Annotated in this window: 27 protein-coding genes; 17 read left to right on the forward strand and 10 right to left on the reverse strand. The window is 71.8% G+C overall.

Annotation, left to right across the window (positions count from 1 at the left end; genetic code table 11):
* Positions 1–235 precede the first annotated feature (235 nt).
* Positions 236–2,191 (reverse strand): sensor histidine kinase, encoded by a 1,956-nt coding sequence (locus tag IE99_RS0113895; protein WP_030169437.1) that lies wholly within the window; start codon positions 2,189–2,191, stop codon positions 236–238.
* 136 nt (positions 2,192–2,327) lie between these two features.
* Here IE99_RS0113895 and IE99_RS0113900 point away from each other — a divergent pair, with 136 nt between their 5' ends.
* The 14 genes from IE99_RS0113900 to IE99_RS0113965 all read left to right on the forward strand — a co-directional run bounded on the left by IE99_RS0113900 (position 2,328) and on the right by IE99_RS0113965 (position 14,991).
* Positions 2,328–3,335: a DUF2207 domain-containing protein gene (locus tag IE99_RS0113900; protein ID WP_084219492.1), complete on the forward strand. Its 1,008-nt coding sequence runs from the start codon at positions 2,328–2,330 to the stop codon at positions 3,333–3,335.
* Positions 3,336–3,420: 85 nt separating this feature from the next.
* Complete coding sequence (locus IE99_RS0113905; RefSeq protein WP_084219493.1) at positions 3,421–4,575, forward strand: MraY family glycosyltransferase; 1,155 nt, start codon at positions 3,421–3,423, stop codon at positions 4,573–4,575.
* Between the two features lie 383 nt (positions 4,576–4,958).
* On the forward strand, positions 4,959–5,375 hold the full coding sequence (locus IE99_RS0113910) for a Cg1360 family ATP-synthase-associated protein (RefSeq protein WP_030169442.1): 417 nt from the start codon (positions 4,959–4,961) through the stop codon (positions 5,373–5,375).
* An 84-nt stretch (positions 5,376–5,459) separates the two neighbouring features.
* Positions 5,460–5,684 (forward strand): hypothetical protein, encoded by a 225-nt coding sequence (locus tag IE99_RS0113915; RefSeq protein ID WP_030169444.1) that lies wholly within the window; start codon positions 5,460–5,462, stop codon positions 5,682–5,684.
* A gap of 61 nt (positions 5,685–5,745) precedes the next feature.
* A complete protein-coding gene (gene atpB, locus IE99_RS0113920; RefSeq protein WP_030169446.1) occupies positions 5,746–6,540 on the forward strand; it encodes a F0F1 ATP synthase subunit A in 795 nt (264 codons plus the stop codon).
* A 100-nt stretch (positions 6,541–6,640) separates the two neighbouring features.
* Positions 6,641–6,871: an ATP synthase F0 subunit C gene (atpE, locus tag IE99_RS0113925; RefSeq protein WP_030169448.1), complete on the forward strand. Its 231-nt coding sequence runs from the start codon at positions 6,641–6,643 to the stop codon at positions 6,869–6,871.
* Between the two features lie 32 nt (positions 6,872–6,903).
* Positions 6,904–7,461, forward strand: coding sequence for a F0F1 ATP synthase subunit B (locus IE99_RS0113930; protein ID WP_030169450.1), 558 nt, complete (start codon positions 6,904–6,906; stop codon positions 7,459–7,461).
* Positions 7,458–8,279: a F0F1 ATP synthase subunit delta gene (locus IE99_RS0113935; protein WP_030169452.1), complete on the forward strand. Its 822-nt coding sequence runs from the start codon at positions 7,458–7,460 to the stop codon at positions 8,277–8,279. The genes IE99_RS0113930 and IE99_RS0113935 overlap by 4 nt, the downstream gene beginning before the upstream one ends.
* Before the next feature lie 41 nt (positions 8,280–8,320).
* A complete protein-coding gene (atpA, locus tag IE99_RS0113940) occupies positions 8,321–9,955 on the forward strand; it encodes a F0F1 ATP synthase subunit alpha (protein WP_030169453.1) in 1,635 nt (544 codons plus the stop codon).
* A gap of 6 nt (positions 9,956–9,961) precedes the next feature.
* Positions 9,962–10,858 (forward strand): F0F1 ATP synthase subunit gamma, encoded by an 897-nt coding sequence (locus IE99_RS0113945; RefSeq protein ID WP_030169455.1) that lies wholly within the window; start codon positions 9,962–9,964, stop codon positions 10,856–10,858.
* A gap of 2 nt (positions 10,859–10,860) precedes the next feature.
* A complete protein-coding gene (atpD, locus tag IE99_RS0113950; protein WP_030169457.1) occupies positions 10,861–12,291 on the forward strand; it encodes a F0F1 ATP synthase subunit beta in 1,431 nt (476 codons plus the stop codon).
* A 117-nt stretch (positions 12,292–12,408) separates the two neighbouring features.
* Positions 12,409–12,792: a F0F1 ATP synthase subunit epsilon gene (locus IE99_RS0113955; protein ID WP_030169459.1), complete on the forward strand. Its 384-nt coding sequence runs from the start codon at positions 12,409–12,411 to the stop codon at positions 12,790–12,792.
* 203 nt (positions 12,793–12,995) lie between these two features.
* Positions 12,996–13,457 carry a DUF2550 domain-containing protein gene (locus IE99_RS0113960; RefSeq protein WP_030169461.1) on the forward strand — a complete coding sequence of 154 codons (462 nt, stop codon included), beginning with the start codon at positions 12,996–12,998 and terminating at the stop codon, positions 13,455–13,457.
* A gap of 139 nt (positions 13,458–13,596) precedes the next feature.
* On the forward strand, positions 13,597–14,991 hold the full coding sequence (locus IE99_RS0113965; protein WP_157610284.1) for a M20/M25/M40 family metallo-hydrolase: 1,395 nt from the start codon (positions 13,597–13,599) through the stop codon (positions 14,989–14,991).
* A gap of 29 nt (positions 14,992–15,020) precedes the next feature.
* Here the strand turns inward: IE99_RS0113965 and IE99_RS0113970 are convergent, their stop codons facing one another.
* Positions 15,021–15,932 carry a DUF4097 family beta strand repeat-containing protein gene (locus tag IE99_RS0113970; RefSeq protein ID WP_157610287.1) on the reverse strand — a complete coding sequence of 304 codons (912 nt, stop codon included), beginning with the start codon at positions 15,930–15,932 and terminating at the stop codon, positions 15,021–15,023.
* Between the two features lie 117 nt (positions 15,933–16,049).
* Entirely contained in the window at positions 16,050–16,676 is a 627-nt protein-coding gene (locus IE99_RS0113975) for a cob(I)yrinic acid a,c-diamide adenosyltransferase (protein WP_030169467.1), read from the reverse strand.
* Positions 16,677–16,764: 88 nt separating this feature from the next.
* Between IE99_RS0113975 and IE99_RS0113980 the strand changes: the two genes are divergently transcribed.
* Complete coding sequence (locus IE99_RS0113980) at positions 16,765–18,360, forward strand: GMC family oxidoreductase (protein WP_157610302.1); 1,596 nt, start codon at positions 16,765–16,767, stop codon at positions 18,358–18,360.
* 324 nt (positions 18,361–18,684) lie between these two features.
* Here the strand turns inward: IE99_RS0113980 and IE99_RS0113990 are convergent, their stop codons facing one another.
* The 6 genes from IE99_RS0113990 to nucS all read right to left on the reverse strand — a co-directional run bounded on the left by IE99_RS0113990 (position 18,685) and on the right by nucS (position 23,637).
* Positions 18,685–19,182 (reverse strand): GNAT family N-acetyltransferase, encoded by a 498-nt coding sequence (locus tag IE99_RS0113990; RefSeq protein ID WP_030169470.1) that lies wholly within the window; start codon positions 19,180–19,182, stop codon positions 18,685–18,687.
* Positions 19,183–19,244: 62 nt separating this feature from the next.
* The gene (locus IE99_RS0113995) at positions 19,245–20,744 is read right to left on the reverse strand and encodes an aldehyde dehydrogenase family protein (RefSeq protein WP_030169472.1); all 1,500 of its coding nucleotides are present in this window, start codon (positions 20,742–20,744) and stop codon (positions 19,245–19,247) included.
* A 131-nt stretch (positions 20,745–20,875) separates the two neighbouring features.
* On the reverse strand, positions 20,876–21,697 hold the full coding sequence (locus tag IE99_RS0114000) for a site-2 protease family protein (protein WP_245623198.1): 822 nt from the start codon (positions 21,695–21,697) through the stop codon (positions 20,876–20,878).
* 64 nt (positions 21,698–21,761) lie between these two features.
* Positions 21,762–22,343: a TetR/AcrR family transcriptional regulator gene (locus IE99_RS0114005; RefSeq protein ID WP_030169477.1), complete on the reverse strand. Its 582-nt coding sequence runs from the start codon at positions 22,341–22,343 to the stop codon at positions 21,762–21,764.
* Positions 22,344–22,367: 24 nt separating this feature from the next.
* Complete coding sequence (locus tag IE99_RS0114010; protein ID WP_245623199.1) at positions 22,368–22,775, reverse strand: DUF3224 domain-containing protein; 408 nt, start codon at positions 22,773–22,775, stop codon at positions 22,368–22,370.
* Positions 22,776–22,956: 181 nt separating this feature from the next.
* Complete coding sequence (gene nucS / locus IE99_RS0114015) at positions 22,957–23,637, reverse strand: endonuclease NucS (protein ID WP_030169493.1); 681 nt, start codon at positions 23,635–23,637, stop codon at positions 22,957–22,959.
* A gap of 143 nt (positions 23,638–23,780) precedes the next feature.
* On the opposite strand from nucS, the gene IE99_RS0114020 reads away from it, so the two are divergent.
* Complete coding sequence (locus IE99_RS0114020; protein ID WP_030169496.1) at positions 23,781–23,972, forward strand: hypothetical protein; 192 nt, start codon at positions 23,781–23,783, stop codon at positions 23,970–23,972.
* Between the two features lie 86 nt (positions 23,973–24,058).
* The gene (locus IE99_RS0114025; protein ID WP_030169500.1) at positions 24,059–24,445 is read left to right on the forward strand and encodes an SCO5389 family protein; all 387 of its coding nucleotides are present in this window, start codon (positions 24,059–24,061) and stop codon (positions 24,443–24,445) included.
* A 51-nt stretch (positions 24,446–24,496) separates the two neighbouring features.
* On the opposite strand, the gene IE99_RS0114030 is transcribed toward IE99_RS0114025, so the two are convergent.
* Positions 24,497–26,647, reverse strand: a complete 2,151-nt coding sequence (locus tag IE99_RS0114030; protein ID WP_030169502.1) for an MMPL family transporter — start codon at positions 26,645–26,647, stop codon at positions 24,497–24,499.
* Between the last annotated feature and the right edge of the window lie 29 nt (positions 26,648–26,676).

The following is a 26,676-nucleotide window of genomic DNA, read 5'->3' on the forward strand; positions in this document are numbered from 1 at the left end:
GTTTTTCGGGATATGACCGGCAAACCTAGCAGCGTCGCCAAGATCGTTTTTATTCGTAGCTTAGATCGTGACCGGGGGCGGCCGAGATCGACGACGGTGCGAACCGATCCGGCTCCGTGATCGTCCAAGGTCCCGGGAAGCGTCCGCGCCGGGCGCGTCGACGATGCAGGAATGCCTGGTATGGAACGCTAGAGGGTGTGGGCCTGATGCGGGGGATATGTCCGCATGACGAAGATCACATTTTGGGGTGCAGGGCGTCCAGCAGGGCGCGCATGTCGAGCATCGCCGCCCGCGCCTGATCGGAGACGGCGTCGAGCGCTGCCTTCGCTTCGTCGTCGGTCCCAGCGAGCCCGGCCTCGGCCGCGCGCACGAGGCGGGCCGTGTGGTCCAGGACGGTGCCGCGCAGGGCGAGCGCCACGCGGTGCCGTTCGGCGCGCGCGGCCTCGCCCTGGCGCGCCGCCATCGTCTCCAGCGCCGTCGCCTCCCACTGGAGGCCGCGGCCGGTGACGGCTCTGCCCCAGGCCCAGAACGGCAGTAGGACGAGGACGCCGGACAGCAGCCCCACGGGCAGGCTGAACGCGATCACGGCGGCGGCGGGGTCGCCGTCGGCCGCGTGCAGGCCCGCGAGGGCGAAGGCGAGCGCCCACGGGACGGCGCCGACGAGGGGAGCGGGCCAGGTGCGGGCGCCGCGCGGGGCGTGGCCGCCGACGGCGTAGACGGCGACCATCTCCACCGGGCCGCCGATCGCGAGCAGCGCGAGCAGTCCGGGGGAGTGCGCGGCGGCGAGCAGCGCCAGCGCGGTGTCGGTCGCGGCGACGGCGGCCAGCACCCGGAGCGGTTTCCGCCGCCGCCACCACAGCGGGGCGGCGCGGGCCAGGAGCAGCGCGACGACCAGTGCCGCCGGGCCGGGCGACCATCCGCCGAGGATCGGCTCCGGCGGGCTGAAGGCGATCAGGGCGGGCAGCGCGCCGCACAGCGCGACGACCGTCGCGTCCAGGACCTCTGGCCATCCCATGCGACGGCGGCGGGACGCGGTCGGCAGCACGGCATGCACGGACCAGCCGCCGTCCACCGGGCCCGCGGTGAGGGTGCCGCCGAGCGCGGTCGCGCGGTCGCGCATGCCCGCGATGCCGCGCCCGGTGCCGAGATCGGAGACGGGACGGTCGTACGGCGCCTCGTTGACGACCTCCACCTCGACCGCCTCGCACCGGTACCGGATCTCGACCCGGACGGGCGAGCCCGCCGCGTACCGCATCGCGTTCGTCAGGGACTCCTGGACGATCCGGTACGCGGCCGCGCCGACCCCGGGACGCAGCCGCCGCGCCCGCCCCTCGACCGACGGGAAGACCGGGATGCCGAGCCGCGTGAGACCTTCGCAGAGCGCGGGAACCTCGTCCAGGCCCGCCTCCTCGTTCGCCCCCATGTCGTCGACGAGGCGGCCGAGGGCGGCGCGGACGTCGCGTCCGGTGTCGGCGGCGGCGGCGAGGGCCTCCCGGGTCAGCGCCGGGTCCGCGAGCCGGGACACGGCGCCGCTGTGCACGACGACCGCGCTCAGATGGTGGCCGGCGACGTCGTGCAGATCGCGGGCGAGCCGCTCGCGCTCGACGCCGGCCGCGGCCCGCCCGGCCTCGGCGAGCTGCGCGGCGAGCGCGCGGCGGCGCCGGTTGTGCTGCCGCCGCAGCTGGCCGAGCGCGATGATCAGCACGTAGTAGAGGACGCCCAGCGTGACGTTCAGCGCGATCTCGGCCGGTCCGTGCAGGAACGGCAGGATGACGGCGACGGCCATGACGCCGGTGACCACGGCGCCGATCGTCGCCGTCCGCCGGTTCCGCTGGACCGCGAGGGAGTAGAGCGCGACGCCGTCGGCCATCCCGGCGACCGGCATCTCGGCGGTGCCCGCGGCGAGCAGGGCGATCGCGGAGCACGCGACCACCGCGCCGAGGACGGGGACCGGCGCCGTCCGACGCCAGATCAGCGCGGCGCAGCCGAGGACGACCCCGGCGACCAGCCCCATCCACCGCAAGCGGGAGAGCTCGATGTCGAGGCCCGCGGCCATCGCCCACGATCCGGTGATCTGGATCGCCGCGAGCAGCGCCGGGACGGCGAAGTCCGCGACGCGCGGCCACGGCGCGTCCCCGACCGGCGCCCCGAGCGCGGTCGCCCCCGGTTCCCCTCGCCCCCGCCAGCGCACGACCCGACCCTAAGCGGCGGACGCCCGTTCGGCACCGATCCGAGCCGTCCCGGCGCGCGCCCGACGGAGAGGCCACCGGAAACTCCCCTCGGTGAACCCGCCGTGACGCCGACACGGCGGGCTCGGCGGTGCGACGATGGGCGACGTGCGTGGCGGTGTCCGCAGGCCCGTGGTCGCGGCGAGTGTGCCGCTCCTGCTCGCCGTCATGCTCGGCTTCGCCGCCCCGGCGTCCGCGGGCGCGCGGGTCGACGACAGCATCCCGACCTACGACGTCGTCCTCACCCTCCGCACGGACGGGATCCTGCACGTCCGGGAGACGATCACCTACGACTTCGCGCGCGACGGCGAGCACGGGATCGTCCGGCGGGTCCCGTTCCGGCGCGCCGACCGGCTCTACGACGTCCGGCACGTGCGGGCGAGCTCGTCCACCGGGGCGCCCGCCCGCGCCAAGACGCTCAAGCTCCTGCACGACGTGCAGATCAGCGTCGGGGACCGGCGCCGGACGGTGCGGGGGCGGCAGGCGTACGTGATCGAGTACGAGGTGGCATGGGTGTTCACGCCGTACCCCGATCACGACGAGCTGGTGTGGGAGGCGGTCGGGACGGGGTGGGACGTGCCGATCGGCGAGGCGGCGGTGCGGGTCGAGGCGCCGGTGCCGCTGCGGCGCGCGTCGTGCCGGGCGGGCGGCCCGGGGGCGACGACCCGGTGCCGTCGCGACCGGGACGGCCCGTACGCGTTCGACTTCACCCAGCGCGGGCTGCGCCCGCACGAGGGCATGACGGTGCGGGTGCGGCTCCCGAAGCGGGCGATCGCGGTGGCCAGGCCGCGGTACGCGCCGCCGCGCTGGGCGGGCAGCTGGCCGGGCACGGCCGCCCTCGCGCTGGCGGTCGCCGCGGCGGCCGTCGCGGTGCGGCGCCCTCCGCCCCGCCGCGGGACGGGGATCGCGCTGCTGGCCGCGGGTACCCTGCTGGTGGCCGCGGACGCGGCCGACGACGTCCTGACCGGCGGGCCCTGGGCGTTCTCGCTCGGCGACGGATGCGTCGCGGGCCTCGCCTTCGCGATCATGGGTGCGGGGGTGGAGGGCGCGCATCGTTTCCGGATCGGGGAACGAGCGGCGCCCGGCCGCCGGGAGGACTACAGTTGATCGGTCCGTGAGGCGAACCGATCGCCTCAGGCGGCCGTCCACATACGGTGACGGCAGGCGGCCCGATCGGCGAGGGGAGGCGCGGATGCGCGAATACCTGCTCACCATCCTGGTCGCCGCCCTCGTGTCCTACCTTCTGACCCCGGCCGTCCGGATGTTCGCGGTGTGGTTCGGCGCGCAGGCCGCGCCCCGCGACCGGGACGTGCACGTGATCCCGACGCCCCGGCTGGGCGGTCTCGCGATGTTCGGCGGGATGGTCGCGGCGCTGGTCGTCGCGACGGGGCTGCCGGAGATGCGCAAGGTGCTTTCGGACGGCGACGTCAGCGTCGGCAAGGCGCTGCTGCTGGCCGGCGGGCTGATCGTGCTGATCGGCATCGCGGACGACCGCTGGGGCGTCGACCCGCTGACGAAGGCGGCCGGGCAGGTCGCGGCGGCCGGCATCTTCATCATGCAGGGCATCCAGATCTACGTGATCCCGCTGCCGAACGGCGAGTCGCTGTCGCTGCCGCCCGCCTACGGGGTCCCGCTGACGGTCTTCGTCGTGGTCGCGGTGATCAACGCGGTCAACTTCATCGACGGGCTGGACGGCCTGGCCGCCGGCGTCGTCGGGATCGCCGCGCTCGCCCTGTTCTCCTACGCCTACCTGCTGTCCCGGACGAACGGGATGACGACGCTGAGCAGCGCGACGCTGACGGCCGCGGTGCTGGTCGGGATGTGCGCGGGCTTCCTGCCGCACAACTTCAACCCGGCGAAGATCTTCATGGGGGACACCGGCTCGATGCTGATCGGGCTGCTGCTGAGCGCGTCGACGATCACGCTGACCGGGCAGTTCGACCCGGCCGTCCTCGCCAACGGGCTGTTCCCCTTCTATGTGCCGCTGCTGCTGGTCCCGGCGGTGGCGGCGGTCCCGTTCATGGACATGCTGCTGGCGGTCTGGCGCCGGACGAACCAGGGCATGTCGCCCTTCGCGCCGGACAAGCTGCACCTGCACCACCGCCTGCTGGAACTCGGCCATTCGCACCGCCGGGCCGTCCTGATCATGTACTTCTGGGTCGGCCTGCTGGCGTCCGGCCTGATCGGGCTCGCCCTCATCGACGCCGCCTGGATCACGCTCGGCACCACCGTCGGCGTGGCGGTCGCGGGGATGCTGGTCATGCTGCGCCGCCGGCCGCGCCGGGACGGCGGAGCCGAGACCGGCGGCATGGAGCATCCGGCGGAACGTCCGCGCATGCCGGTCTGACCGGTTCCCCTTCGCTTCGGGTCGGACGGCGATACCCGGGCCGACACAGGTCTACCGATGGGTAACATGCTCTCGGTGCGATGACCGCAACGTGACGGTTCGCAGAACAACGTCTCCCGGGCGGATGGCGCCGGTATGGACGGGCATGCCATGGCGTCACGCCCCGTGGTCGTTTCCGGGAACCGTTCGCGTGACGGCGCGTCCCCCGCGTTCCTCGGAATCGGTACCGCGAACTGGGTTAAAGTCCGGGGTGCGAGCATGACCACGGAGTGTGCCCGTTACCGAGCGGCCTTTACCGCGGGGGTAATTGTGGACAATCCGGACGCTTGTGATAGCTTTCACGAGCAAGAGACGAACACTGACCGTGATCAGCCGGAGCCCTCATGCAATCTTCCGACGCCCCGATCCTTCGCGGCGCCGCGATCCCGACCGGACTGGTCGGCGTGGGTGCCGTGGCTCTCGGCCTGCTGGTCTCCGGCGGGAAGGGCGCCCTCGCGGCGGCCCTCGCCACCGCCGTCGTCATCGCGTTCTTCTCGATCAGCGCGCTGGCGGTCTCCTGGGCCGCCAAGGTCTCGTCCCAGACGATGATGCTGGCCGCACTCGCCAGCTACGTCGTGAAGATCCTCGCCGTGATGGTGCTCGTCACCGCGATGGACGGCGTGTCGGTCTGGGACACCAAGGTCTTCGGCTGGACGGTCGTCGGACTGGCCCTGACCTGGATCGCCGCGGAGTTCCGCGTCGCGATGCAGCGCCGGCCCTACATCGACGAGCCCGGCCCCACGCTGGACCGGACTCCCTGATGGAGGCCCCATGGCTGGTTCTGGCACCTTCGGGCTACTCCAATATGACCACGCCACGCATGGCCTGCTATCGTCCGGAGCGCGATGAACGAGCAGAACCGTCGGCCGGAGGACGGCCAGCGGGAATTCGCCGACGCCGCTTGGTCCGCTCCCAGCTACCTCCTCTCCGGGATGTTGATTTGGGGCGGGCTCGGCTGGCTGCTGACCAAGTGGACGGGCTGGATCGGGTTCACTCCGATCGGCCTGGTCATCGGCATCGTGCTCGCCATCTACCTGATCTACGTGAAGTACGGCCGCGACTCCGTCTGAGCGGCCACGCCGCCGAGGAAGACGCCGTGATCCATCACCACCTTGACGAAGGGAACGCCGCGTGAACGCGCAGTCGGTCCTCGCCACCGGGGGAGAGGAGTTCAAGGCCCCGGGGCCTGAGCTCTTCGACTTCCCGCCCCTCTTCGAGGGCGCGCCGACCTGGCTCACGAAGCCGACCGTGTTCGCGGTCTTCGGTGCGCTGGTCGTCTGCGCGGTTTTCTGGAGCGCATTCGGCAACCCGAAGCTGGTGCCGCGCGGCATGCAGAACATCGGCGAGATGGGCTACATCTTCGTCCGGGACCAGATCGGCCGTCCGTTCCTCGGCAAGAACACCGAGCAGTGGATGCCGGTGCTGATGTCCCTGTTCTTCCTGATCTGGATGTGGAACATCTTCGCGGTGATCCCGGTCATCCAGTTCCCGATCGCGTCGCACATCGCGTTCCCCGCGGTCCTCGCGATCGCCGTGTACTTCATCAAGGTGTACCTGGGCATCAAGAACCAGGGCCCGGTGAAGTACTTCACCAACCTCATCCCGGCGGGCCTGCCCAAGCCGATCTACGTGCTGCTGGTGCCGATCGAGTACCTCTCGACCTTCATCCTGGCGCCCTTCACGCACGCGGTCCGGCTCTTCGCCAACATGTTCGCCGGGCACATGATCCTGGCGTTCTTCAGCCTCGTCGGCTTCTGGTTCATCTTCGAGAAGCCCACGGCCCTCGGGTTCGGCGTCGGCATCATCGGCGTCATCATGACCTGCCTCATGACCGCGTTCGAGATGTTCATCCAGTTCCTGCAGGCGTTCCTCTTCACGATGCTCGCCGCGATGTACATCCAGAGCGGTCTCGAAGCGGAGCACTAGCCCCCGGGGGGCGCGACGCCTCATCGGCGCGCACCCCTTCGACCACCTCGATAGGCCCAGACCGGCGGACCTTCCGCCGGCCGACAGAAAAGGAAGAACCATGGGAGTCCTCGCTGAGGTCAGCGGCAACGTCACCGCCATCGGTTACGGCCTCGCGGCCATCGGCCCGGGCATCGGCGTCGGCATCATCTTCGGCCAGGGTGTGAACGCCATCGCCCGCCAGCCGGAGCTGACCGGTGTCATCCGCACCAACATGATGCTGGGCTTCGTTCTCACCGAGGCGCTCGCCCTGATCGGTCTGGTCGCGCCGTTCCTCTTCCAGAGCATCTGATCACGGGTAATTCCTGAGGAAGGGCTGCAGATATGATCACAGCAGCTTCCGTTCTGGCCGCGGAAGAGAACAATCCGCTCATCCCGCACACGTACGAGCTCGTCATCGGGATCTTCTCGTTCCTGGTCGTCGTGATCGTCGTCGGCAAGATCCTCACGCCGCGTATCCAGAAGACGCTCGAGGAGCGCACCGAGGCGATCGAGGGCGGGCTCAAGCGGGCCGAAGAGGTCCAGGAGCAGGCCCGGCAGACGCTCGAGCAGTACAAGGCCCGCGAGAAGGACGCCGCGCTCGAGGCGTCCAACCTGCGCAAGAAGGCCGAGGAGCAGGGCGCTCAGATCATCGCCGAGGCGAGGGAGCAGGCCCAGGCCGAGGCCAACCGCATCGTCGAGGCCGCCAAGGCCCAGATCGAGGCGGAGCGCCAGCAGGCGCTGCAGTCGCTGCGGGCCGAGATCGGCGCGATGTCGGTCGAGCTGGCCGGGCGGGTCGTGGGCGAGTCCCTCGAGGACAGCGCGCGGCAGAGCCGGGTCGTCGACCGGTTCCTCGAGGAGCTCGAGGAGCGCGCTCGCACGCAGGAGCAGATCACATCATGACCATCACGGGAGCGGTGAGCAGGGCGTCGCTGGCCGAGGCGAGGGAGCGGCTCGAGGCGGTCATCCCGTCGGCCGACCTGGCCCGGCTCGGCGCCGACCTGTTCGCGGTGCTGCACCTGATCGACCGCGAGCACGGCCTGCGGCGGGCGGTCTCCGACCCGGCGCGCAGCGGCGCCGAGAAGGCGCAGCTCGTCCAGATCCTGCTGGAGGGCAAGGTGACGCCGGCCGCTCTCGGGCTGGTCGCCGACGTCGTCCGGCTGCGCTGGTCGTCCCCCTCGGAGCTGTCGGACGCGGTGGAGATCCTCGCGGTCACCGCCGAGGCCGCCCGCGCCGAGGCCGACGGGCGCATCGACGACCTGGAGGACGAGCTGTTCCGGTTCTCCCGCGTCATCGAGGGCGAACCGGACCTGCGCGCGGCCCTCACCGGTCCGGCGCTGCCGGACGAGCGCAAGCTCGGCGTGGTCGAGGCGCTGCTGGACGGCAAGGTCACGCCGGCCACGCTGACCCTGGTCACCGAGCTGGTGCTGCGTCCGCGAGGCCGTAGCCTGGAAGGCGGGCTCGCCGAGTTCGGCAAGACCGTCGCCCATCGCCGGCAGCGCCTGGTCGCACTCGTGCGCACGCCGGTCGAGCTGTCCGAGGCGCAGCGCACGCGGCTCGCCGCGGTGCTCGCCGCCGCGTACGGGCACGAGGTACACCTGAACATCGAACTCGACCCCACCACGGTCGGCGGCCTGTCCGTCCAGATCGGGGACGAGATCATCGACGGCACGATCGCCGGACGGCTGGACGACGTCCGCCGGCGGCTCGGCGCCGGCTGACCGCCGGCAGAGCTGACCCCAAAGGGAGCAAGAGAGGAATCATGGCGGAGCTGACGATCCGTCCGGATGAGATCCGGAACGCGCTGGAGCGCTTCGTCCAGTCGTACGAGCCTGAGGCCGCCGCGCGCGAAGAGGTCGGCACCGTTGTCGATTCCGGCGACGGTATCGCCCACATCGAGGGGCTTCCCTCCGCGATGGCGAACGAACTCCTGGAGTTCGAGGACGGTACCCGTGGCCTGGCTCTGAACCTGGACGTGCGCGAGATCGGCGCCGTTGTCCTGGGTGACTTCAGCGGCATCGAGGAGGGCCAGAAGGTCCGCCGGACCGGCGAGGTCCTCTCGGTTCCCGTCGGCGACGGCTTCCTCGGCCGCGTCGTGGACGCGCTGGGCAACCCGCTGGACGGCAAGGGCCCGATCGAGAGCACCGAGCGCCGCGCGCTCGAGCTGCAGGCCCCCACGGTCGTGCAGCGGCAGTCGGTCGGCGAGCCGCTGCAGACCGGCATCAAGGCCATCGACGCGATGACGCCGATCGGCCGCGGCCAGCGGCAGCTGATCATCGGTGACCGGCAGACGGGCAAGACGACCGTCGCCGTGGACACCATCATCAACCAGCGGGAGAACTGGCTCTCCGGCGACGAGAAGAAGCAGGTCCGCTGCGTCTACGTCGCGGTCGGCCAGAAGGGCTCCACGATCGCGAACGTGCGCCGCGCCCTGGAGGAGTCCGGCGCGCTGGAGTACACGACGATCGTGGCGGCGCCCGCGTCCGAGCCGGCCGGCTACAAGTACATCGCCCCCTACACCGGGTCCGCGATCGGCCAGCACTGGATGTACCAGGGCAAGCACGTCCTGATCGTCTTCGACGACCTGTCGAAGCAGGCCGAGGCGTACCGCGCGGTGTCGCTGCTGCTGCGCCGCCCGCCGGGCCGCGAGGCCTACCCCGGTGACGTCTTCTACCTGCACTCGCGTCTGCTGGAGCGCTGCGCGAAGCTGTCGGACGAGCTGGGCGGCGGCTCGATGACGGGTCTGCCGATCATCGAGACCAAGGGCAACGACGTGTCGGCGTACATCCCGACGAACGTCATCTCGATCACCGACGGGCAGTGCTTCCTGGAGACGGACCTGTTCAACCAGGGTGTCCGTCCCGCCATCAACGTCGGTATCTCCGTGTCCCGTGTCGGTGGCTCGGCCCAGGTCAAGGCGATGCGCAAGGTCGCCGGCACGCTGCGCCTCGCGCTGTCCCAGTTCCGCGACCTGGAGGCGTTCGCCGCCTTCGCGTCCGACCTGGACGCCGCGTCCCGCGCGCAGCTGGAGCGCGGCGCCCGCCTGGTCGAGCTGCTGAAGCAGCCGCAGGGCTCGCCGTTCCCGGTGGAGAAGGAGGTCGTGTCCGTCTGGGCCGGCACCTCCGGCGAGCTGGACGAGGTGCCCGTCGCGGACATCCGCCGCTTCGAGCAGGAGTTCCTCGACTACATCGAGCGCGAGGAGGGCGGCCTGCTCACCTCGATCCGGGAGACCGGCCAGCTGTCCGACGACGGCCTCACCGGCCTCAAGAACGCCATCGCGGCGTTCAAGAAGGGCTTCCAGACGAGCGAGGGCGAGCTCCTCGGCGCGGACGAGCCCGAGGCGATCGAGGACGAGAGCGCCGGCCAGGAGACGATCACCCGCGTCAAGAAGGACTGACGGGTCATGGCCGCACAGCTTCGTCAACTCCGGCAGCAGATCAAGACGGTCAAGTCGACCGCCAAGATCACGCGTGCCCAGGAGATGATCGCCACGTCGCGGATCGTCAAGGCCCAGCAGGCGGTGGCGGCGTCCAAGCCGTACTCCGACCAGATCACCCAGGCCCTGACGGCGCTGGTGAGCCACCACGTCGGTATCGACCATCCGCTGCTGCACGAGCAGCCGGCCGACAACCGCAGCGCGGTGCTGATCATCACCAGCGACCGCGGATTCTGCGGCGCCTACAACGCCAACGTGATCCGCGAGGCGGAGGCGCTGATCCGGTCCCTGCGCGAGCAGGGCCGCGAGCCGGTGCCGTACGTCATCGGCAACAAGGGCATCACCTGGTACCGCTTCCGGAACCGGGCGATCGCCGAGGCGTGGCACGGTTTCAGCGACCGGCCGGACTTCCCGAACGCGGAGCGGATCGGCCGGCGGCTCACGGAGGACTTCCTCAAGACCGACGCCGAGGGCGGGGTCGGGGAGATCCACGTGGTCTACACCGAGTTCGTCTCGATGCTGACCCAGACCGTGCGGGTCCGGCGGCTGCTGCCGCTGGAGCTGCACGACGGGCACACGGAGACGGTGCCGCCGGCGTACGAGTTCGAGCCGTCCGCCCAGGCCGCGCTGGACCTCCTGCTGCCCAACTACGTCGAGAGCCGCATCTTCCACATGCTGCTGCAGTCGGCCGCGTCGTTCCAGGCGTCGGTCCGGCGGGCCATGAAGTCGGCGACCGACAATGCCAACGAACTGCTCGGGGTCTACACGCGCCAGATGAACCAGGCGCGGCAGGCCGCGATCACCCAGGAAATCAGCGAGATCGTCGGTGGCGCTGACGCGCTCGCCGATTCTGGCGGGGAGTGAGAATGACTGCTCAGGTAGAGACGGCGACCGCGACGGGACGCGTCGCCCGGGTCATCGGCCCGGTCGTCGACGTGGAGTTCCCCGCCGACGCCATCCCGGAGATCTACAACGCCCTCAAGGTGCAGGTCGCCTTGGGCGGCGAGGAGAAGACCCTGACCTTCGAGGTCGCCCAGCACCTGGGCGACAACATGGTCCGGTGCATCTCCATGCAGCCGACGGACGGCCTCGTCCGCGGCGCCCCGGTGACCGACACCGGCGAGTCGATCTCGGTGCCGGTCGGCGACGTCACCAAGGGGCACGTGTGGAACGCCCTCGGTGAGGCGCTGGACGCTCCGACGGCCTCCCTGGAGGTCACCGAGCGCTGGGGCATCCACCGCAAGGCTCCGGCGTTCGACCAGCTGGAGTCGCGGACGGAGATGCTGGAGACCGGCATCAAGGTCATCGACCTGCTGTGCCCGTACGTCAAGGGCGGCAAGATCGGCCTGTTCGGCGGCGCGGGTGTGGGCAAGACGGTCCTCATCCAGGAGATGATCCGCCGTGTCGCCCGCAACTTCGGCGGCACCTCGGTCTTCGCCGGCGTCGGCGAGCGCACCCGTGAGGGCAACGACCTCTGGGTGGAGATGGAGGAGGCGAACGTCCTCAAGGACACCGCCCTCGTCTTCGGCCAGATGGACGAGCCCCCGGGCACCCGTCTGCGGGTCGCGCTGTCCGCGCTGACGATGGCGGAGTACTTCCGCGACGTCCAGAACCAGGACGTGCTGCTGTTCATCGACAACATCTTCCGGTTCACCCAGGCCGGCTCGGAGGTCTCCACGCTGCTCGGGCGCATGCCGTCCGCGGTGGGCTACCAGCCGACCCTGGCGGACGAGATGGGCGTGCTCCAGGAGCGGATCACGTCGACGCGCGGCCACTCGATCACCTCGATGCAGGCGATCTACGTGCCCGCCGACGACATCACCGACCCGGCGCCGCACACCACGTTCGCGCACCTGGACGCCACCACGACCCTGTCGCGTGGCATCTCCGAGAAGGGCATCTTCCCGGCGGTCGACCCGCTCGACTCCACCTCGCGGATCATGGACCCGCAGATCCTGGGGAACGAGCACTACATGGTCGCCCAGGAGGTGATCCGGATCCTGCAGAAGTACAAGGAGCTGCAGGACATCATCGCGATCCTCGGCATCGACGAGCTCTCCGAAGAGGACAAGGTCACCGTCCAGCGGGCGCGGCGCATCGAGCGCTTCCTGTCGCACCCGATGTACGTGGCCGAGCAGTTCACCGGCCAGCCCGGTGTGACGGTTCCCAAGGACGAGACGGTCGCGTCGTTCAAGGCCCTCGCGGAGGGCAAGTACGACCACCTGCCCGAGCAGGCGTTCTTCATGTGCGGTGGCATCGAGGACGTCGAGCGGAAGGCCAAGGAGCTGGAGAAGTAGGCCGCCGGCGCGGCCGGGCCCCCGCGGGGCCCGGCCGCGCCGGTACCTCTCCAGTAGGTGGACCGGGCCGGGGAGCCGTCCAGGGCGGTGTTCCCGGCGGAGTGCGGAGGATGGACAGTGGCAACCTTGAAGGTCGGCCTGGTCTCGCCGGAGCGTGAGATCTGGTCGGGCGAGGCCAAGATGGTGGTCGCGCAGACCATCGAGGGCTCGCTCGGCATCCTGCCGGGGCACGCCCCGGTGCTGGGCGTCCTGCTGGACGGCAGCGTCGTGAAGATCGAGCCGGCCGACGGCGGCGAGGCGGTCATCGCGATGGTCGGCAGCGGATTCTTCTCCGTCGCCGCGAACGAGGTGGCGATCCTGGCCGAGCAGGCCGAGCTGAGCCATGAGGTCGCCGTCGAGGACGCCCGGCAGGCGCTGGAGAACGCGCTCGCCGCCGGCGACGACGCGACCGCGGAGCGCCGGGCGCGGGCACGGCTCCGCGCCGCGGGCGTAGAGGCCTGAGGTCTGCTGCGAGGTGGCCTCGGTGATCGCGCGAACGCGTGACCTCGCCGGCGCGGCGATGCCGGAGGCGAGCCGCGCCGGCGTGACCGCGAGGCGATGCCGTGTTCGCCCGGGAGCGGTCACGGAGCGGGCCGCCGGCCGAGCGCGGCGGGGCGGCTCCGAATCGGCGCGACCGGGCGAGCACAGCGGGCCGGGACGCTGAAATGGGCGGGCACCTGGCGACCGATGCCGGCGGGGTGCTGGCCGCGATCGTTGCGGCGGTGGTGCTGCTCGGCGGGGCCCTGGCCGTCCGCCGGTGGCTGTTCACGCGCGGCGGCGGCACGGTCGAGTGCAGCCTGCGGGTGCTTCCGGAGGGTGCGGCGCCCGGTCCCTGGCGCCTCGGCATCGGACGCTACAAGGGCGACCAGCTGCACTGGCACCGCGTGTTCGGTCTTCGCAGACGGCCCCGGCAGGTGATCCACCGCCGGGGCCTCGTCGTGTCCAACCGGCGGACGCCCGAGTCCGCCGAGGCGGAGGGCCTGCTTCCCGGCGTCTCCATCATCGAGGTGCGGGACGGCGGCCTCACCGTGGAGCTGGCGATGGGCGCGGCGGCGCTGACGGGGTTCCTGGCCTGGCTGGAGGCGGCGCCGCCGGGTTTCCCCGTGGATCTTCCCTCGGCGGAGTGACCGCCCCGTTCCCGGGGTCGTGCACGGGGCGGTAAGGGCGCGGTATGCATAGGTTCTGCCGTCGCCGGTTTCGCTTGGGGGCGCGGGCGGCGCGGACGAGGATGGGCGGGTCGGCTCCGTTCCGTCCGCTGGAGTGCCCGTGCGCAAACTCGTCGCCGTCGCCGCAGTCGCACTGGTCGTGCTCGGGGGGTCGGCCTCGGCGGGGTCGCCCCGGCCGGAGCTCGCGGGGCTGGTGACGGCCGACGACGTGCGGCGGCATCTCATCGCGTTCCAGGACATCGCCGAACGGCATGGTGGGAGCCGCGCGGCGGGGACGCCGGGCTTCGAGGTGTCGGCGGTCTATGTCGAGCGGCGGCTGCTGGCCGCCGGATACACGCCGCGCGTGGAGCGGTTCCGGTTCCCGTACTGGCGGGAGAAGGCGTCCGCGTTCCTGGGGCTGGAGCCCGAGCGCCGCTATGCGCGCGGCACCGACTACGCCACGCTCGGGTACTCGGGGTCGGGTGATGTGACCGCCGAGGTGGAGGCGGTGGACGTCCCCGCCGAGGGCGGTGGTTCCAGCGGCTGCCAGATGAGGGACTTCACGGGGTTCGCCGTGGGCGCGGTCGCGCTGCTGCAACGCGGCGGGTGCCTGTTCCGGGCCAAGGCGGTGCGGGCGCGGCGGGCCGGCGCGTCCGCCGTCGTCGTGTTCAACGGGCCGGGCCGGGAGGGGCCGGTGCGGGGGACGGTCGGCCGCCCGCTCCCCATCCCGGTCATCGGCGCGGCGCGCGAGGTGGGGGTGGCGCTGGCCGAGGCGGCGCGGCGGAGCCCGGTGCGGGTCCGGGTGCGGGTGAAGGCCGTCAGCGGGACCCGGTCGGGCGCCAACGTCCTTGCGGAGAGGCAGGGCGGGTCCGGTCCGGTGATCCTCGCGGGCGCCCATCTGGACAGCGCCCCGGGGAGCCCCGGCGTCAACGACAACGCTTCGGGCGCGGCGGCGCTGCTCGCGGTCGCGCAGCGGCTCACGGCGGTCGGCCCGCTGCGCCGCACGGTGCGTTTCGCCTGGTGGGGCGCCGAGGAGGTGGGGCTGCGGGGATCCCGGCACCATGTCGCGGAACTCGGTGCGCAGGCGCGCAGGACGATCGCGCTGAGCCTGAACTTCGACATGCTGGGCTCGCCCAACGGCGTTCGCGGGGTGTACGACGGCGACCGCTCGCTCGGGGTCGGGACGCCCGCGCCCGAGGGGTCCGCCGCGATCGAGAGGCTGTTCCGGGAGCATTTCGCATCACGGCACCTGCCGGCCGCCGAGCAGCCCTTCGACGGGCGGTCCGACTACGGGCCGTTCATCGAGGCCGGCATTCCGGTGGGCGGCCTCACCACAGGCACGGACGGTTCCAAGTCGAAGGCGGAGGCGAAGGCGTTCGGCGGGACGGCCGGCGAGCCCTTCGACTCCTGCTACCACGTGCCGTGCGACCGTGTGGAGAACGTCGACCGCGCCCTGCTCGACTCGAACGCCGACGCGATGGCGGCCGTCCTGCAGCGTCTCGCCACTGCGCGGTGACCACCGTCCGGTGGCCACCGCGCCGCCGGTCAGGACGCGTCGACGCTGACGCTGCCGTCCCCGCTGGTGAGCGTGATGCGGCGGCTCGACCGCGAATCCTGGTGGACGCCGGGGTCGATGTTCCTGGAGCCGCTGTCGGTGCTGAGGGTGATGGCGTAGCCCGCGCCGCCCGGAACGGAGAGCCGCACGGAGCCGCTGCCGCTGGTGGCCCGCACGTCGTTCGGCGGGTCGGTCAGCGCGAGATGGATGTGGCCGTCGCCGGTGCGAGCGGTGAGGCGGGACGCGGTGAAGGTCTCCGCCGTGATCGAGCCGCTGCCGGTCCGCAGCTCCGCCGTGGACGCGCGGCCGTCGACGGTGATGCCGCCGTCGTGGGTGCGGACGCTCAGCCGGTCGGCGGTGAGGCCGTCCGTGGTGACCGAGCCGCTGCCGGTGCGGAGGTCGGCGGTCCCGACGCGGCCGGAGACGCGGATGGAGCCGTCGTGCGCGGAGACGGCCAGGGACGTCGCGGTCATGTCCGACGCGTCGATGGAGCCGCTCCCGGACGTCAGGGAGACCGTCTTGTAGTGCCCGGACAGCCGGATGGAGCCGTCGCGGTTGTCGACCGCGATCGCCAGGGAGCGCGGCACCTCGACCCGGTAGGAGATGCCGCAGGCGGTGCCGAACATGGCCGGGGCGCACGTGGCCGACAGCGACAGCGTCCCGCCCTCGATACTGTGCCGCGCCTTCGGCTTGTTGCGGTCGTTCGTCCAGCTCAGCCGCTCGCGGACCCTGACGACGCCGGAGTCGGACGCGACGATCTCGACGCGGCCGCCGGGCGAGCGCACCTTGAGCGCGGTCGTTCCCGGCGCCTCGTAGGACCGGTTCTCGGTGTGCGCCCCGACGCTCACGTTGCCGCAGCCGGCGAGCAGCGCCGCGGCGCACAGCGCCGCCAAGCCCGTCATGATCGTCTTCACGTCTCGCCTCTCGTCCTCGCACCCGTGCAGGTATCAGCCTGCTCCGGGACGCAGGGGGCCGCCAGGAGGAGGGCCAGTGTCTTCGGGGTGGGGCTAACCCCACCCTCAGCGCTCACCGCCGGGCTTCCACAGGACGTCGCCCCGCTCGGCGTTCGCGACCCGGCAGAGGATGAACAGCAGGTCGGAGAGCCGGTTCAGGTACCGGGCGGTCAACGGGTTGACGCCGCCCGCGGGCGCGTCCGGATCGCCCGGGGCCGCCGCGCCGTGCGCCTCGACCGCCGCCCACGCGGACCGCTCGGCGCGCCGCGAGACCGTCCGCGCGACGTGCAGGAGCGCCGCGCCGGGCGTGCCGCCGGGCAGGATGAAGCTGCGGAGGGTCGGCAGCGCGGCGTTGTGCTCGTCGCAGGCCGCCTCCAGTCGGTCGACATAGGACGCGTCGACGCGCAGCGGCGGGTACCGCGGGTCGGGCACGACCGGCGCGCACAGGTCGGCGCCGACGTCGAAGAGGTCGTTCTGGACGCGGAGCAGCAGCGTCGCGACGTCGGCGGGCAGGGCGCCGAGCGCGAGGGCGGCGCCGATCGCGGCGTTGGCCTCCTCGACGTCGGCGTAGGCGGCGAGCCGCGGATCGGTCTTGCGGGTGCGGGACGCGTCGCCCAGCGCGGTCGTGCCGTCGTCGCCCGTCCGGGTGTAGATCCGGGAGAGGACGACCGGGTTCTCCCTGTTCTTCGCCATGTCGGCCACCTTAACGCGACCGCTTTCCGAAAGTCGTTCGGTAGTGTTCGTCCTACCTCGTATGGCCCGGACGACTGCGGAGGCCGCCGTGTACGACTACATCATCGTGGGTGCCGGGAGCGCCGGCTGCGTTCTCGCCGCCAGGCTGAGCGAGGACCCCGGCACGAAGGTGCTGCTGCTGGAGGCCGGCCCGCCGGACGACGCCCCCGAGATCCACATCCCCGCCGCCGTCGCGTCCCTGATCAAGGGCCCGTACGACTGGGACTACACGACCACGCCCCAGGACCACGCCGCCGGGCGCAGCATCTACTGGCCCCGGGGCCGCGTCCTCGGCGGCAGCTCGTCCACGAACGCGATGATCTACATCCGGGGCCACCGGTACGACTACGACACCTGGCGCGACTCGTACGGCTGCGACGGCTGGGGCTACGCCGACCTGCTGCCGTACTTCCGCCGCGCCGAGGACCAGCAGCGCGGCGAGACGCCGTACCACGGCGTCGGCGGCCCCCTCCGCGTCGAGGACCTGCGGTACAAGCACCCGCTCACCAAGGCGTGGGTGCAGTCCGCCAAGGCGTTCGGCCTCGCCGCCAACGGCGACTTCAACGGCGCCGACCAGGACGGCGTGGGCTTCTACCAGGTCACCCACAAGCGCGGGCGCCGCTGGTCGACGGCTGTCGGCTACCTGCACCCGGCCGAGCACCGCCCGAACCTGACCGTCGTCACCGACGCGCTCGCCGCCAAGGTCCGCATCGAGAACGGACGGGCCGTGGGCGTCCGCTACGAGGTCCGCGGCGAGGTCGTCGAGGCGCGCGCGGAGGGTGAGGTCGTCCTGTCCGGTGGCGCGGTCAACTCCCCGCAGCTGCTCATGCTCTCCGGCGTCGGGCCGGCCGACCAGCTCCGCTCGCACGGGATCGACGTCCTCGTCGACTCCCCGGTCGGGCGGAACCTGCAGGACCACCCGTTCGTGAACGTCATGTTCGCGACACCGCGCACCAAGGGCCTGTGGGAGCTGGCCAACACGGGCGCGTTCGCGATGTACCAGGCCCTCGCGAGGGGACCCTACGCCTCGAACGTCGCGGAGGCGGGCGGATTCGTCCGGACGGTCGAGGGGCTGCCCGCGCCCGACCTCCAGTACCACGTCCTCGCGACCCCGTTCATCGACCAGGGACTGGTGGAACCGTCGCAGCGGCTCCTGTCCGTCATGGTCACGGCGGTCGCGATCGCCAGCAGGGGCGCGCTCACCCTCCGCTCCGCGAGCCCCTACGCCAAGCCCCTCATCGACCCCGCCTACCTCGCGGACAAGGCGGATCTCGACATCCTCGTCGCCGGAGTGCGGCAGGCCCGCGAGATCGCCGCGACGGGCCCGCTCGCGTCCCTGGTCGGCGGCGAGTTCGCCCCCGGCGAGCAGGCGGAGAGCGACGAGGACATCGCCCGGTTCGTCCGGCGCGAGTGCGCGACGCTGTTCCACCCGACCAGCACGTGCGCGATGGGGGCGTCCGACGACTCCGTCTGCGACCCCGAACTGCGGGTGCGGGGCGTCGAGGGCCTCCGGGTCGTGGACGCGTCGGTCATGCCGTCCGTGCCGAGGGGCAACACGAACGCGCCGACCATCGCCATCGCCGAACGCGCCGCCGACCTCATCCGGGGCCGCGCGCCGCAGCGGCCGGCGGACGTCCCCGCCTGAGGCACTGAGCCTGGAGAACGAGGAACGCCCCCGTCGTCATGACGGGGGCGTTCCCTGCTGTGGGGACGGACGCGTGCTCACCGCTTCAGCGCCTTGGCGATCCGCGCGCGGCGCGCGTTCTTCGCCTCGGCCCGCAGCTTCTGTACCCGGTCCTCCACCAGCGCCTTCGAGAACTCCGGCCTGATCATGGTTCCTCCTCGAGGTCCGCCGGGCCTCCCTGGCCCGACATCCTCAAGGTTCGTCCTAAGGCCCCGCCCCCGGCATCGGGACGAATCCCTATCTCTCGCCCAGGCGCCGTCTTAGGCGGCCTAAGCCGCGCTTACGTCAGCTCACCTCGACGAATCCGAGGCGGTGGTAGAGGTGCCGGGCGCGGCGGTTCCTACGGGTCACGGCCAGGGCGAGGGTGTCGTGGCCCTGAACCAGCAGGGCGTGGCCGACGGCCGCGATGAGCCCGCGTCCATGCCCTCGCCCCATATGGGAGGGGGACGTGAACAGGAACGCCAGGAGCGGCAGCTTCCAGTAGAGGGTCACCAGGGCGGCCGCCACCGGGCGCTCTTCTTCCACCGCGATGTAGGAGGCCGCCGGGAGGAACGCGCCGTACGCGCCGTCCAGCGTGCGCCGGATCTCGCGGGCGGCCTCCTCGGGCGTGCGCGCGTCCTGCTCGTCGGGGGTGCCGCGGTAGGCGTCCCACATCAGCGCGCCCAGTGCGGGCGCGTCGCCGGGGTCGAAGGGACGGTAGCCGGAGGGCGGCGGCGGAACGGGGCGCAGCCTCAGCTCCAGCCGGCTGCGCACGGGCGCGAGGCCCGTGACCGGGATGTCCATCACGACCTTCCAGCGCGGGACGCGCGCCGGGGACGGGACCCGAAGGCCCCGCCCCCACCGGGTCAGCGCTTGTAGCGGCGGCCGTGGATCATGTTGATCATGCCGAGGACGCGCTGCATCTCCTTCTCGCTCCGCGCGAAGGAGGTGAGGTTCATCGTCGCGAACCGCTGCCGCGTGATGGCCTTCGGGCGGGTGAACTCCCGCAGGCCGTCGGCGCCGTGGATCCGCCCGAACCCGGACTCGCCGACCCCGCCGAACGGCAGCGCGGCGACCGACGCGAACGCGGCGAACGCGTTGATGGACGTCATGCCGGACCGCATCCGGCGCGCGGCGTCCATGGCCCGCGACTTGGACCCGGAGAAGATCGTCCCGGCGAGGCCGTAGTTCGTCCGGTTGGTCTTCTCGACCGCCTCGTCCAGGTCGCGGACGCGGTGGACGGTGATCGTCGGGCCGAACGTCTCCTCGCAGACGGCGGCCGAGTCGTCCGGCACATCGGTCAGGATGACCGGCTCCACGTACGGCTTGCGCACCGACTCCGGCCCGCCGACGACGGCCTTGCCGCCCCGGTCGATGGCGTCCTTGATGTGCCGCTCGATGATCTCGAGCTGGGACGGCATGGTGATGGGGCCGTAGGCGGCCTCGCGGTCGAAGCCGGGACGCAGGTCCTTGGCCTTCTCCGTGAGCTTGGACAGGAACGCGTCGTACGCGTCGTCCACGACGTAGATGCGCTCCACGCCGATGCAGGTCTGGCCCGCGTTCGACATCGCGCCCCACAGCGCGGCGTCGGCGGCGGCGTCGAGGTCCGCGCCGGCGTCGACGATGCAGGCGTCCTTGCCGCCGCACTCGGCGACGAGCGGGGTGAGGTTCTCGGCGCAGGCCGCCATGACGCGCTTGGCGGTGCGCCCGGACCCGGTGAACGCCACCTTGTCGATGTGCGGCGACGACGCGAGCGCGGCGCCGGTCGCGCCGAGCCCGGTGATCGTCTGCAGCACGGGGTGCTCGGGGATGACGCCCGCGAACAGTTCGGCGAGCAGTACCCCGACGCCGGGCGTGAACTCGGACGGCTTGAACACGACCGCGTTGCCGGCGGCGAGCGCGTACCCGATCGAGCCCATCGGCGTGAAGATCGGGTAGTTCCAGGGGCCGATGACGCCGACGACGCCGAGCGCCTGGTACTCCAGCACGCACTTCTGGTTGATCGCCATGACGCCCGGGTACACGTTGCGCGGCCCGAGGACCTTGTGCGCGTTCCTGGCGGCCCAGTCGAGGTGCGAGATCGCCATGATGGTCTCGAGCTGGGCGTCCTGGATCGGCTTGCCCGTCTCCTGGTGGATGACCTCCGCCATCCGGTTCAGGTTGCGGGTCAGCGAGCCCTTGACGTTGAGGAGGCGGAGGCGGCGCTCCTTCCAGCCGAGGGCCCGCCACCACGCGGCGGCCTCCCGGGCGCGTTCGACGGCCGCCGCCACGTCCTTCTCGTCGTGGACGGCGTGCTCGGCGACGACCTCGCCGGTGGCCGGGTTCAGGGATGCGAACGTCTCGGTGCTCTCCGTCGCAACGGACATGCGGACCTCCCGGGAGAAGCCTGATAAGTGATCACTTGCACGATGGTACGCGCTAGTAAATCACCTTATGCCGGTGTGTCGCGGCTCCACCTCCCCGAACGCGGCCGTTTTCGCCGCGGAAGGATCGCGCGTCAGTCGTTCCAGAAGCGGAACAGGTCGAACCCGAGCTGGATGGGAGCGTGCTCGTACGCCGTGTTCAGGACCGTCGGGAACGTGAACGCGTCGAGACCCAGCGCGTCGGTGATGTTGTAGACGGCGTCGAAGAACGCGGTGTTGACCGGACGCAGCCACAGCAGCGCGATCAGGACGAGGAACACGTACCCGCCGTAGGCGTTCGCGCGGTCGGCCCACCGGCGCGGCAGGTACGGCTCGATGATGCCGAAGCCGTCCAGGCCGGGGATCGGGAGCAGGTTCAGCACGGCGGCCGTCACCTGCAAGAACGCCAGGAACGCGACGCCCGACCAGAACAGCGCGTGCTCCCGGTCGGCGAAGTTCTCGAAGATGACCGCCAGCATGATCGCGAATGCGGCGTTGGCCAGCGGGCCGGCGGCGGAGATCAGGCTGTGCTTCAGCCGCCCCCGGATCGCGTGCCGGTCGATCCACACGGCGCCGCCGGGCAGGCCGATGCCGCCCAGCAGGATGAACAGCACCGGGATCAGGAAGCTCAGCGTGACGTCGGAGTACTTCAGCGGGTTCAGCGTGAGGTATCCCCGCGTCGCCACACTGTGGTCACCCGAACGGTAGGCGAAGTACGCGTGGCCGAACTCGTGCACCGACAGGGACACGATCCACGCGGCGAGGACGAAGCCGAACAGCGCCGCCCGAGCCGGCTTGTCGAGGATCGTCCCGTAGCGCCAGGCGATCAGGCCGCACAGCACGGCCACGGCCAGGAACGCGAGGAACACCGGGCTCGGCCGGACCTCGGCCCTCCGGCTCTTGTGCACCGCCCCCATCGCCCGGCCCCTTCCACCACGCCCGTCAGATCACGAAGCTACCGCCTCGCGGACGCGGCCGGTGTCACGGTCCGGCTATGCCGGGGACGACGTAGGTGCGCAGGAAGCGGCGCAGGCCGTCGGCGTCGCGGTCGCGGTCCATCACGATGAGGGACGTGATGATGCGGAAGAGGAACTCCACCGTCCCCTCCACCTCGATGTCCTGCCGCAGGAGCCGCTCCTGCTGCGCCTTCTCGAAGTAGGGCCGGACGTAGTCGCAGCACAGGGCGAGCACGTGCTCGGCCGCCCCCGCGACCGCCGCCTGCATGTGGCCGGCCGCCTCCGGACCGAGGAACTGCGCGATGGTGGGCTCGTTCCGCACGTACGTGACGGCGTCGAGCGTCCCCTCGACGATCGCCTCGGGCACCGACCGCTCCCGGCGCAGCCGCTCGGCCAGCCGGTCGAGGTACCGCCGCAGGTCGCGCACCACGACCGCGAGGATCAGCTCCTCGCGCCCGCCGGTCACGCTGCGGTACACGGTCGCGCGGGACAGCCCGGCCGCGGCCGCGATGTCCTCCACCGTCGTCTTCGCCAGCCCGAACCGGCCGAAGCACTCCTCGGCGGCGTCGATGATCCGTTCGCGGGTCGCGTCGGGGGCCGGGGGCATGCCCCGAAGGTTACCGGCCCGCGCTCAGCCGAGCGTGTACTCCAGCGTCCAGGAGTGCGAGCCGTCCTCGGCGACGGTGATCTGGCCGAGGCCCCGGATGCCCGCGAGCTCCCCGGTGCCGGACGTCGGCACGATGAGCCAGCGGAGCCACTGGGTGTCGGTCGTCCCGTCCTCGCTGCCCGCGTTGTGCTGCAGGACGAAGGTTCCCTCGCGCCCGTGCAGGATGCCCTGGACGTGTTCCACCCCGACGTAGGCGACCGGCCCCGCCACCGACTCCACGGTGATCAGATCGGTGCTGCTCGTCCCGACGAGGTCGCCGTGGAACACCTTCTCCACATGGACCTTCGTCAGCTTGTTGCCGCCCTGTTCGTCGTACGGCTTCTCGGCGTCCCAAGCACTGATGTCGAAAGTGCCGCTCGCGTGAAGGGTCATGCCCGCCATGATGCACGGGAGGACCGACATTGTCGCGCAGCGACGGGCCGGCTCTGTCGCGCAGCGACGGGCCGGCTCTGTCGCGCAGCGACGGGCCGGCTCTGTCGCGCAGCGATAGTGCGGCGCCGCCGCACGGCGACGGTGCGGCTCCGCCGCGGAGCCGCGGCGGGCGGTCTCGCGATCAGAACAGGGTGCCCTCGTGCTCGATGCCGCGCAGCGCGTCGTAGTCGAGCGTCACGCAGTGGATGCCGCGGTCGGCGGCGAGGACCCGCGCCTGCGGCTTGATCTCCTGGGCGGCGAAGATGCCCCGGACGGGCGCCAGGTGCGGGTCGCGGTTCAGCAGCTCCAGGTACCGGGTGAGCTGCTCCACGCCGTCGATCTCGCCGCGCCTCTTGATCTCGACGGCGACCGTGGCGCTGCCGCCGTCCCGGCAGAGGATGTCGACGGGGCCGATCGCGGTGGGGTACTCGCGGCGGATCAGCGTCCAGCCGTCCCCGAGCGTCGTGATGTGCTCGGCGAGCAGCTCCTGGAGGTGCGCCTCGACCCCGTCCTTGCGCAGGCCCGGGTCGACTCCCAGCTCGTGGCTGGTGTCGTGCAGGAACTCCTCGATCGTCAGGATGAGCCGCTCGCCCGACTTGCCGTGGGTGACGGTCCAGCGCGCGACGGCGCCGTTCTCCTCGTAGGGCTCCTCCCGCAGGGAGCACGGCGGGTTCATCCAGTTGAGCGGCTTGTAGGCGCGGTCGTCGGCGTGCACGCTGACGCTGCCGTCCGCCTTGATGAGGATCAGCCGGGTGGCCATCGGGAGGTGGGCGGTGAGCTTGCCTGCATAGTCCACGCTGCAGCGGGCGATTACGAGACGCACGATGCCCCACCTTAATGAGGCGGGCGGCGTGCCGGAGCCCGTACGTAGGACCTCGCCGGGTCGTCCCATATAGGGCGTCGTCCCGATGCGGCGGCACCCGCCTTAGGACGAACCTCTTCAGTGGGACGAGAAGAGGAACGAACATGCTGCACCACGAGATCATGTCGGCGGCCGCGAAGGACCGCGCCCGGGAGCTGCGGGCGGAGGCGAAGGCCGCCCGGGACGCCGCGCTGGCCCGCCGTGCCCGCGCGTTCTGGGAGGAGTACGCGGCGCGCTTCCCGGTGCGCCGCCGGGCGGCGCCGCCGGCGCGGCTGTCCGGAGCCGCCCGGATGTAAGGATCTCTGTCAAGCCTGGAATTCTCCGGAGTGCGTGGTTAGCGTCGCGAGTGTGGGTCCTCCCCGGTCTTCGAAAGGAACCCCCAATGTCCCTTGACGTGACACCGGAACTCCTCGAGACGGCTGAGCGCGGCGAGGTCGATGACGCCGCGTTCGTCGAGTGCATCCGGACGTCGCTCCCGTACGCCTGGGAAATGATCAGCGGGTTGGTCGCGCGGCTGCAGGTGGACGGCGGCGACCTGGCCGACAACCTCACCCCGCCGCCGGACGAGCGCGCCCGCGGCCAGCTCCTGCGCGTCCTCGCCAGCGACGCCATGCGCGGCACCCTGGAGCGGTACTTCGGTGTCAAGCTCGCCTTCCAGAACTGCCACCGCGTGGCGGTCTTCCCGAACGCCGACAGCGACACCTACCGCACCTTCATCACGGCCAGGGAGCAGATCCTGAACCAGTCGCCGGAACTCCGCGACTGCTGATCCGGCACGTCCGGCGCGGTGCGGAGGTCACCTCCCACCGCGCCGGCGCCGTCATCGGGACGGGACGGCGGAGGGCGCGGCCCGGCTCCCGGACAGGCTCTCGCCCTCGATGTCGAGGTCGGGCAGGACCCGGTCGACGGCCTTGGGCAGCCACCAGGCGGCGGAGCCGAACAGGGACATGACGGCCGGGACGAGCGTCATGCGCACGATGAAGGCGTCCACGAGCACGCCGACCGCCAGGGCGAAGCCGATGGACTTGATGATGGGGTCGTCGCCGAGGACGAAGCCCCCGAAGACGGCGGCCATGATGAGCGCGGCGGCGGTGACGACCCGGGCGTTGTGGGCGAGGCCGTTGACGGTGGCCTGCTGCGCGGTGTCGCCGTGGACGTGGTCCTCGCGCATCCGGGAGACCAGGAAGACCTCGTAGTCCATGGCCAGGCCGAACAGGATGCCGATCAGGAGGATCGGCAGGAAGCTGACCAGCGGACCTGGAGCGTCGACGCCGACCGGCCCGGCGAGGAACCCCTTCTGGAAGACGGCCACGGTGATGCCGAACGTGGCGCCGACGGTGAGCAGGAACCCCAGCGCCGCCTTGACCGGGACCAGGATCGAGCGGAAGACCAGCATCAGCAGCAGCACCGACAGCCCCACGACCAGCAGCAGGTAGACCGGCAGGGCCGCGGCGAGCTTCTCCGACACGTCGATGCCGATCGCGGTCACACCGGTGAGGCCGACGTCGGCGCCATCGATGGCCGCGACCGCGGCGCGGACGGCGTGCACGGTGTCCTCGGTCGCCTCGTCCGTCGGGCCGGTCTCCGGGATGATCGTGAGGAGCGCGGCCGTCCCGTCCCGGTTCGGCTGCGGGGGCGTGACGGCGAGGACGCCCTCCGTGCCCTGGATCAGCGCGGCGGCCCGCTTCCCGGCGGCCGTGGCGGCGTCGGCGCCGCCGGCGGTGACGACCGCGACCAGGCGTCCGTTGTAGCCCGGCCCGAACCCCTCACTGATCAGGTCGTGCGCGTCGCGGGCCGGTGAGCCCTCGGCCGCGGAGCCCGCGTCCGGCAGGGCCAGCCGCATGTCCGCGGCGGGCAGTGCGAGCGCGCCCAGGCCGAGGACGCCGGCGAGCAGCACCGGGACGCGCAGCCGCGTGGTGAGGACGCCCCATGTGCGCCCGAACGTGGGACGTTCGATTCCGCGCGCCGCGCGGCCGCGGCGGTGCTTCAGGTGCAGGATCCGGTGGCCCGCGAACCCCAGGACGGCCGGCAGCAGCGTCAGCGCGACGACGACGGCGATGGCGACGGTTCCGGCGGCGGCGAGGCCCATGGCGGTCAGGAACGGGATGCCGACGACGGACAGGCCGACCAGCGCGATGACGACGGTCGCGCCGGCGAAGACCACGGCCGACCCGGCGGTGCCGACCGCCCGGCCAGCGGCCTCCTCGGAATCCATGCCGTCCAGCAGGAACTGGCGGTACCGGGACGTGATGAACAGCGAGTAGTCGATGCCCACGGCGAGGCCGAGCATCAGCGCCAGCGTCGGCGCGGCGTCGTTCAGTTCGACCGCGCCGGTGAGGGCGTACAGGCCCGCCATTCCGGCGCCGACCCCGACCAGCGCGTTGACCAGCGTCATCCCGGCCGCGGCCAGCGAACCGAAGGTGATGAGGAGGACGATCGCGGCGATCAGCACGCCCAGCGCCTCGGTGGACCCGGGCTCGGGCTCCGCGCCCATGACCTCGCCGCCGTGCTCGACGCGCACGTCCGGCGCGCCCGCGCCGACCTTCTCGTACGCCGCGCGCTGCGTGTCGGTGATCTCCGCGAGAGGGGCGGCGAACTGGGCCTGGACGAGCGCGTACCGGCCGTCCGCCGAAACCGCCCCCGTCCGGAACGGATCGGTGGCGGACGTGACGCCCGGCACGGCGGCGGCCTGCGCCACGACCGGCTGGACCCGCGCCGGAGTCAGCCTCCGCGGGGTCGCGGAGGCGATCACGATCGTCCCGGACGCGCCGCCCGCCGCCGGGAACTCCCGCGTCAGCGTCCGCAGAGCGCGGTCGGACTCGGTGCCCGGCATCGCGAACTCGCCGCTGGTCGCGCCCTTGAACGCCGCCGCCGCGCCGCCGAGGGCGGCCAGCAGCACCACCCATGCGAGCGTCGTCCGGCCGCGCCTGCCGAAGCAGAACCGGCCGAGCCGGTAGAGGACAGCAGCCACCTCGACCCCCCGAATGCCGACATCTCTCG

It is taken from the genome of Spirillospora albida (genome assembly GCF_000718255.1).
Classification (GTDB): domain Bacteria; phylum Actinomycetota; class Actinomycetes; order Streptosporangiales; family Streptosporangiaceae; genus Spirillospora; species Spirillospora albida.

Coding starts and splice junctions, on each gene's coding strand:
- atpA (WP_030169453.1), top strand. CDS start 8,321: ATGGCGGAGCTGACGATCCGTCCGGATGAGATCCGGAACGCGCTGGAG.
- IE99_RS0113930 (WP_030169450.1), top strand. CDS start 6,904: ATGATCACAGCAGCTTCCGTTCTGGCCGCGGAAGAGAACAATCCGCTC.
- IE99_RS0113975 (WP_030169467.1), bottom strand. CDS start 16,676: ATGGCGAAGAACAGGGAGAACCCGGTCGTCCTCTCCCGGATCTACACC.
- IE99_RS0113915 (WP_030169444.1), top strand. CDS start 5,460: ATGAACGAGCAGAACCGTCGGCCGGAGGACGGCCAGCGGGAATTCGCC.
- IE99_RS0113970 (WP_157610287.1), bottom strand. CDS start 15,932: ATGACGGGCTTGGCGGCGCTGTGCGCCGCGGCGCTGCTCGCCGGCTGC.
- IE99_RS0114005 (WP_030169477.1), bottom strand. CDS start 22,343: ATGCCCCCGGCCCCCGACGCGACCCGCGAACGGATCATCGACGCCGCC.
- IE99_RS0114020 (WP_030169496.1), top strand. CDS start 23,781: ATGCTGCACCACGAGATCATGTCGGCGGCCGCGAAGGACCGCGCCCGG.
- atpD (WP_030169457.1), top strand. CDS start 10,861: ATGACTGCTCAGGTAGAGACGGCGACCGCGACGGGACGCGTCGCCCGG.
- IE99_RS0114010 (WP_245623199.1), bottom strand. CDS start 22,775: ATGACCCTTCACGCGAGCGGCACTTTCGACATCAGTGCTTGGGACGCC.
- IE99_RS0113990 (WP_030169470.1), bottom strand. CDS start 19,182: ATGGACATCCCGGTCACGGGCCTCGCGCCCGTGCGCAGCCGGCTGGAG.
- IE99_RS0113910 (WP_030169442.1), top strand. CDS start 4,959: ATGCAATCTTCCGACGCCCCGATCCTTCGCGGCGCCGCGATCCCGACC.
- IE99_RS0113960 (WP_030169461.1), top strand. CDS start 12,996: ATGGGCGGGCACCTGGCGACCGATGCCGGCGGGGTGCTGGCCGCGATC.
- IE99_RS0113900 (WP_084219492.1), top strand. CDS start 2,328: ATGGGCGACGTGCGTGGCGGTGTCCGCAGGCCCGTGGTCGCGGCGAGT.
- IE99_RS0113905 (WP_084219493.1), top strand. CDS start 3,421: ATGCGCGAATACCTGCTCACCATCCTGGTCGCCGCCCTCGTGTCCTAC.
- IE99_RS0114000 (WP_245623198.1), bottom strand. CDS start 21,697: ATGGGGGCGGTGCACAAGAGCCGGAGGGCCGAGGTCCGGCCGAGCCCG.
- IE99_RS0113945 (WP_030169455.1), top strand. CDS start 9,962: ATGGCCGCACAGCTTCGTCAACTCCGGCAGCAGATCAAGACGGTCAAG.
- IE99_RS0114025 (WP_030169500.1), top strand. CDS start 24,059: ATGTCCCTTGACGTGACACCGGAACTCCTCGAGACGGCTGAGCGCGGC.
- IE99_RS0113935 (WP_030169452.1), top strand. CDS start 7,458: ATGACCATCACGGGAGCGGTGAGCAGGGCGTCGCTGGCCGAGGCGAGG.
- IE99_RS0113995 (WP_030169472.1), bottom strand. CDS start 20,744: ATGTCCGTTGCGACGGAGAGCACCGAGACGTTCGCATCCCTGAACCCG.
- atpE (WP_030169448.1), top strand. CDS start 6,641: ATGGGAGTCCTCGCTGAGGTCAGCGGCAACGTCACCGCCATCGGTTAC.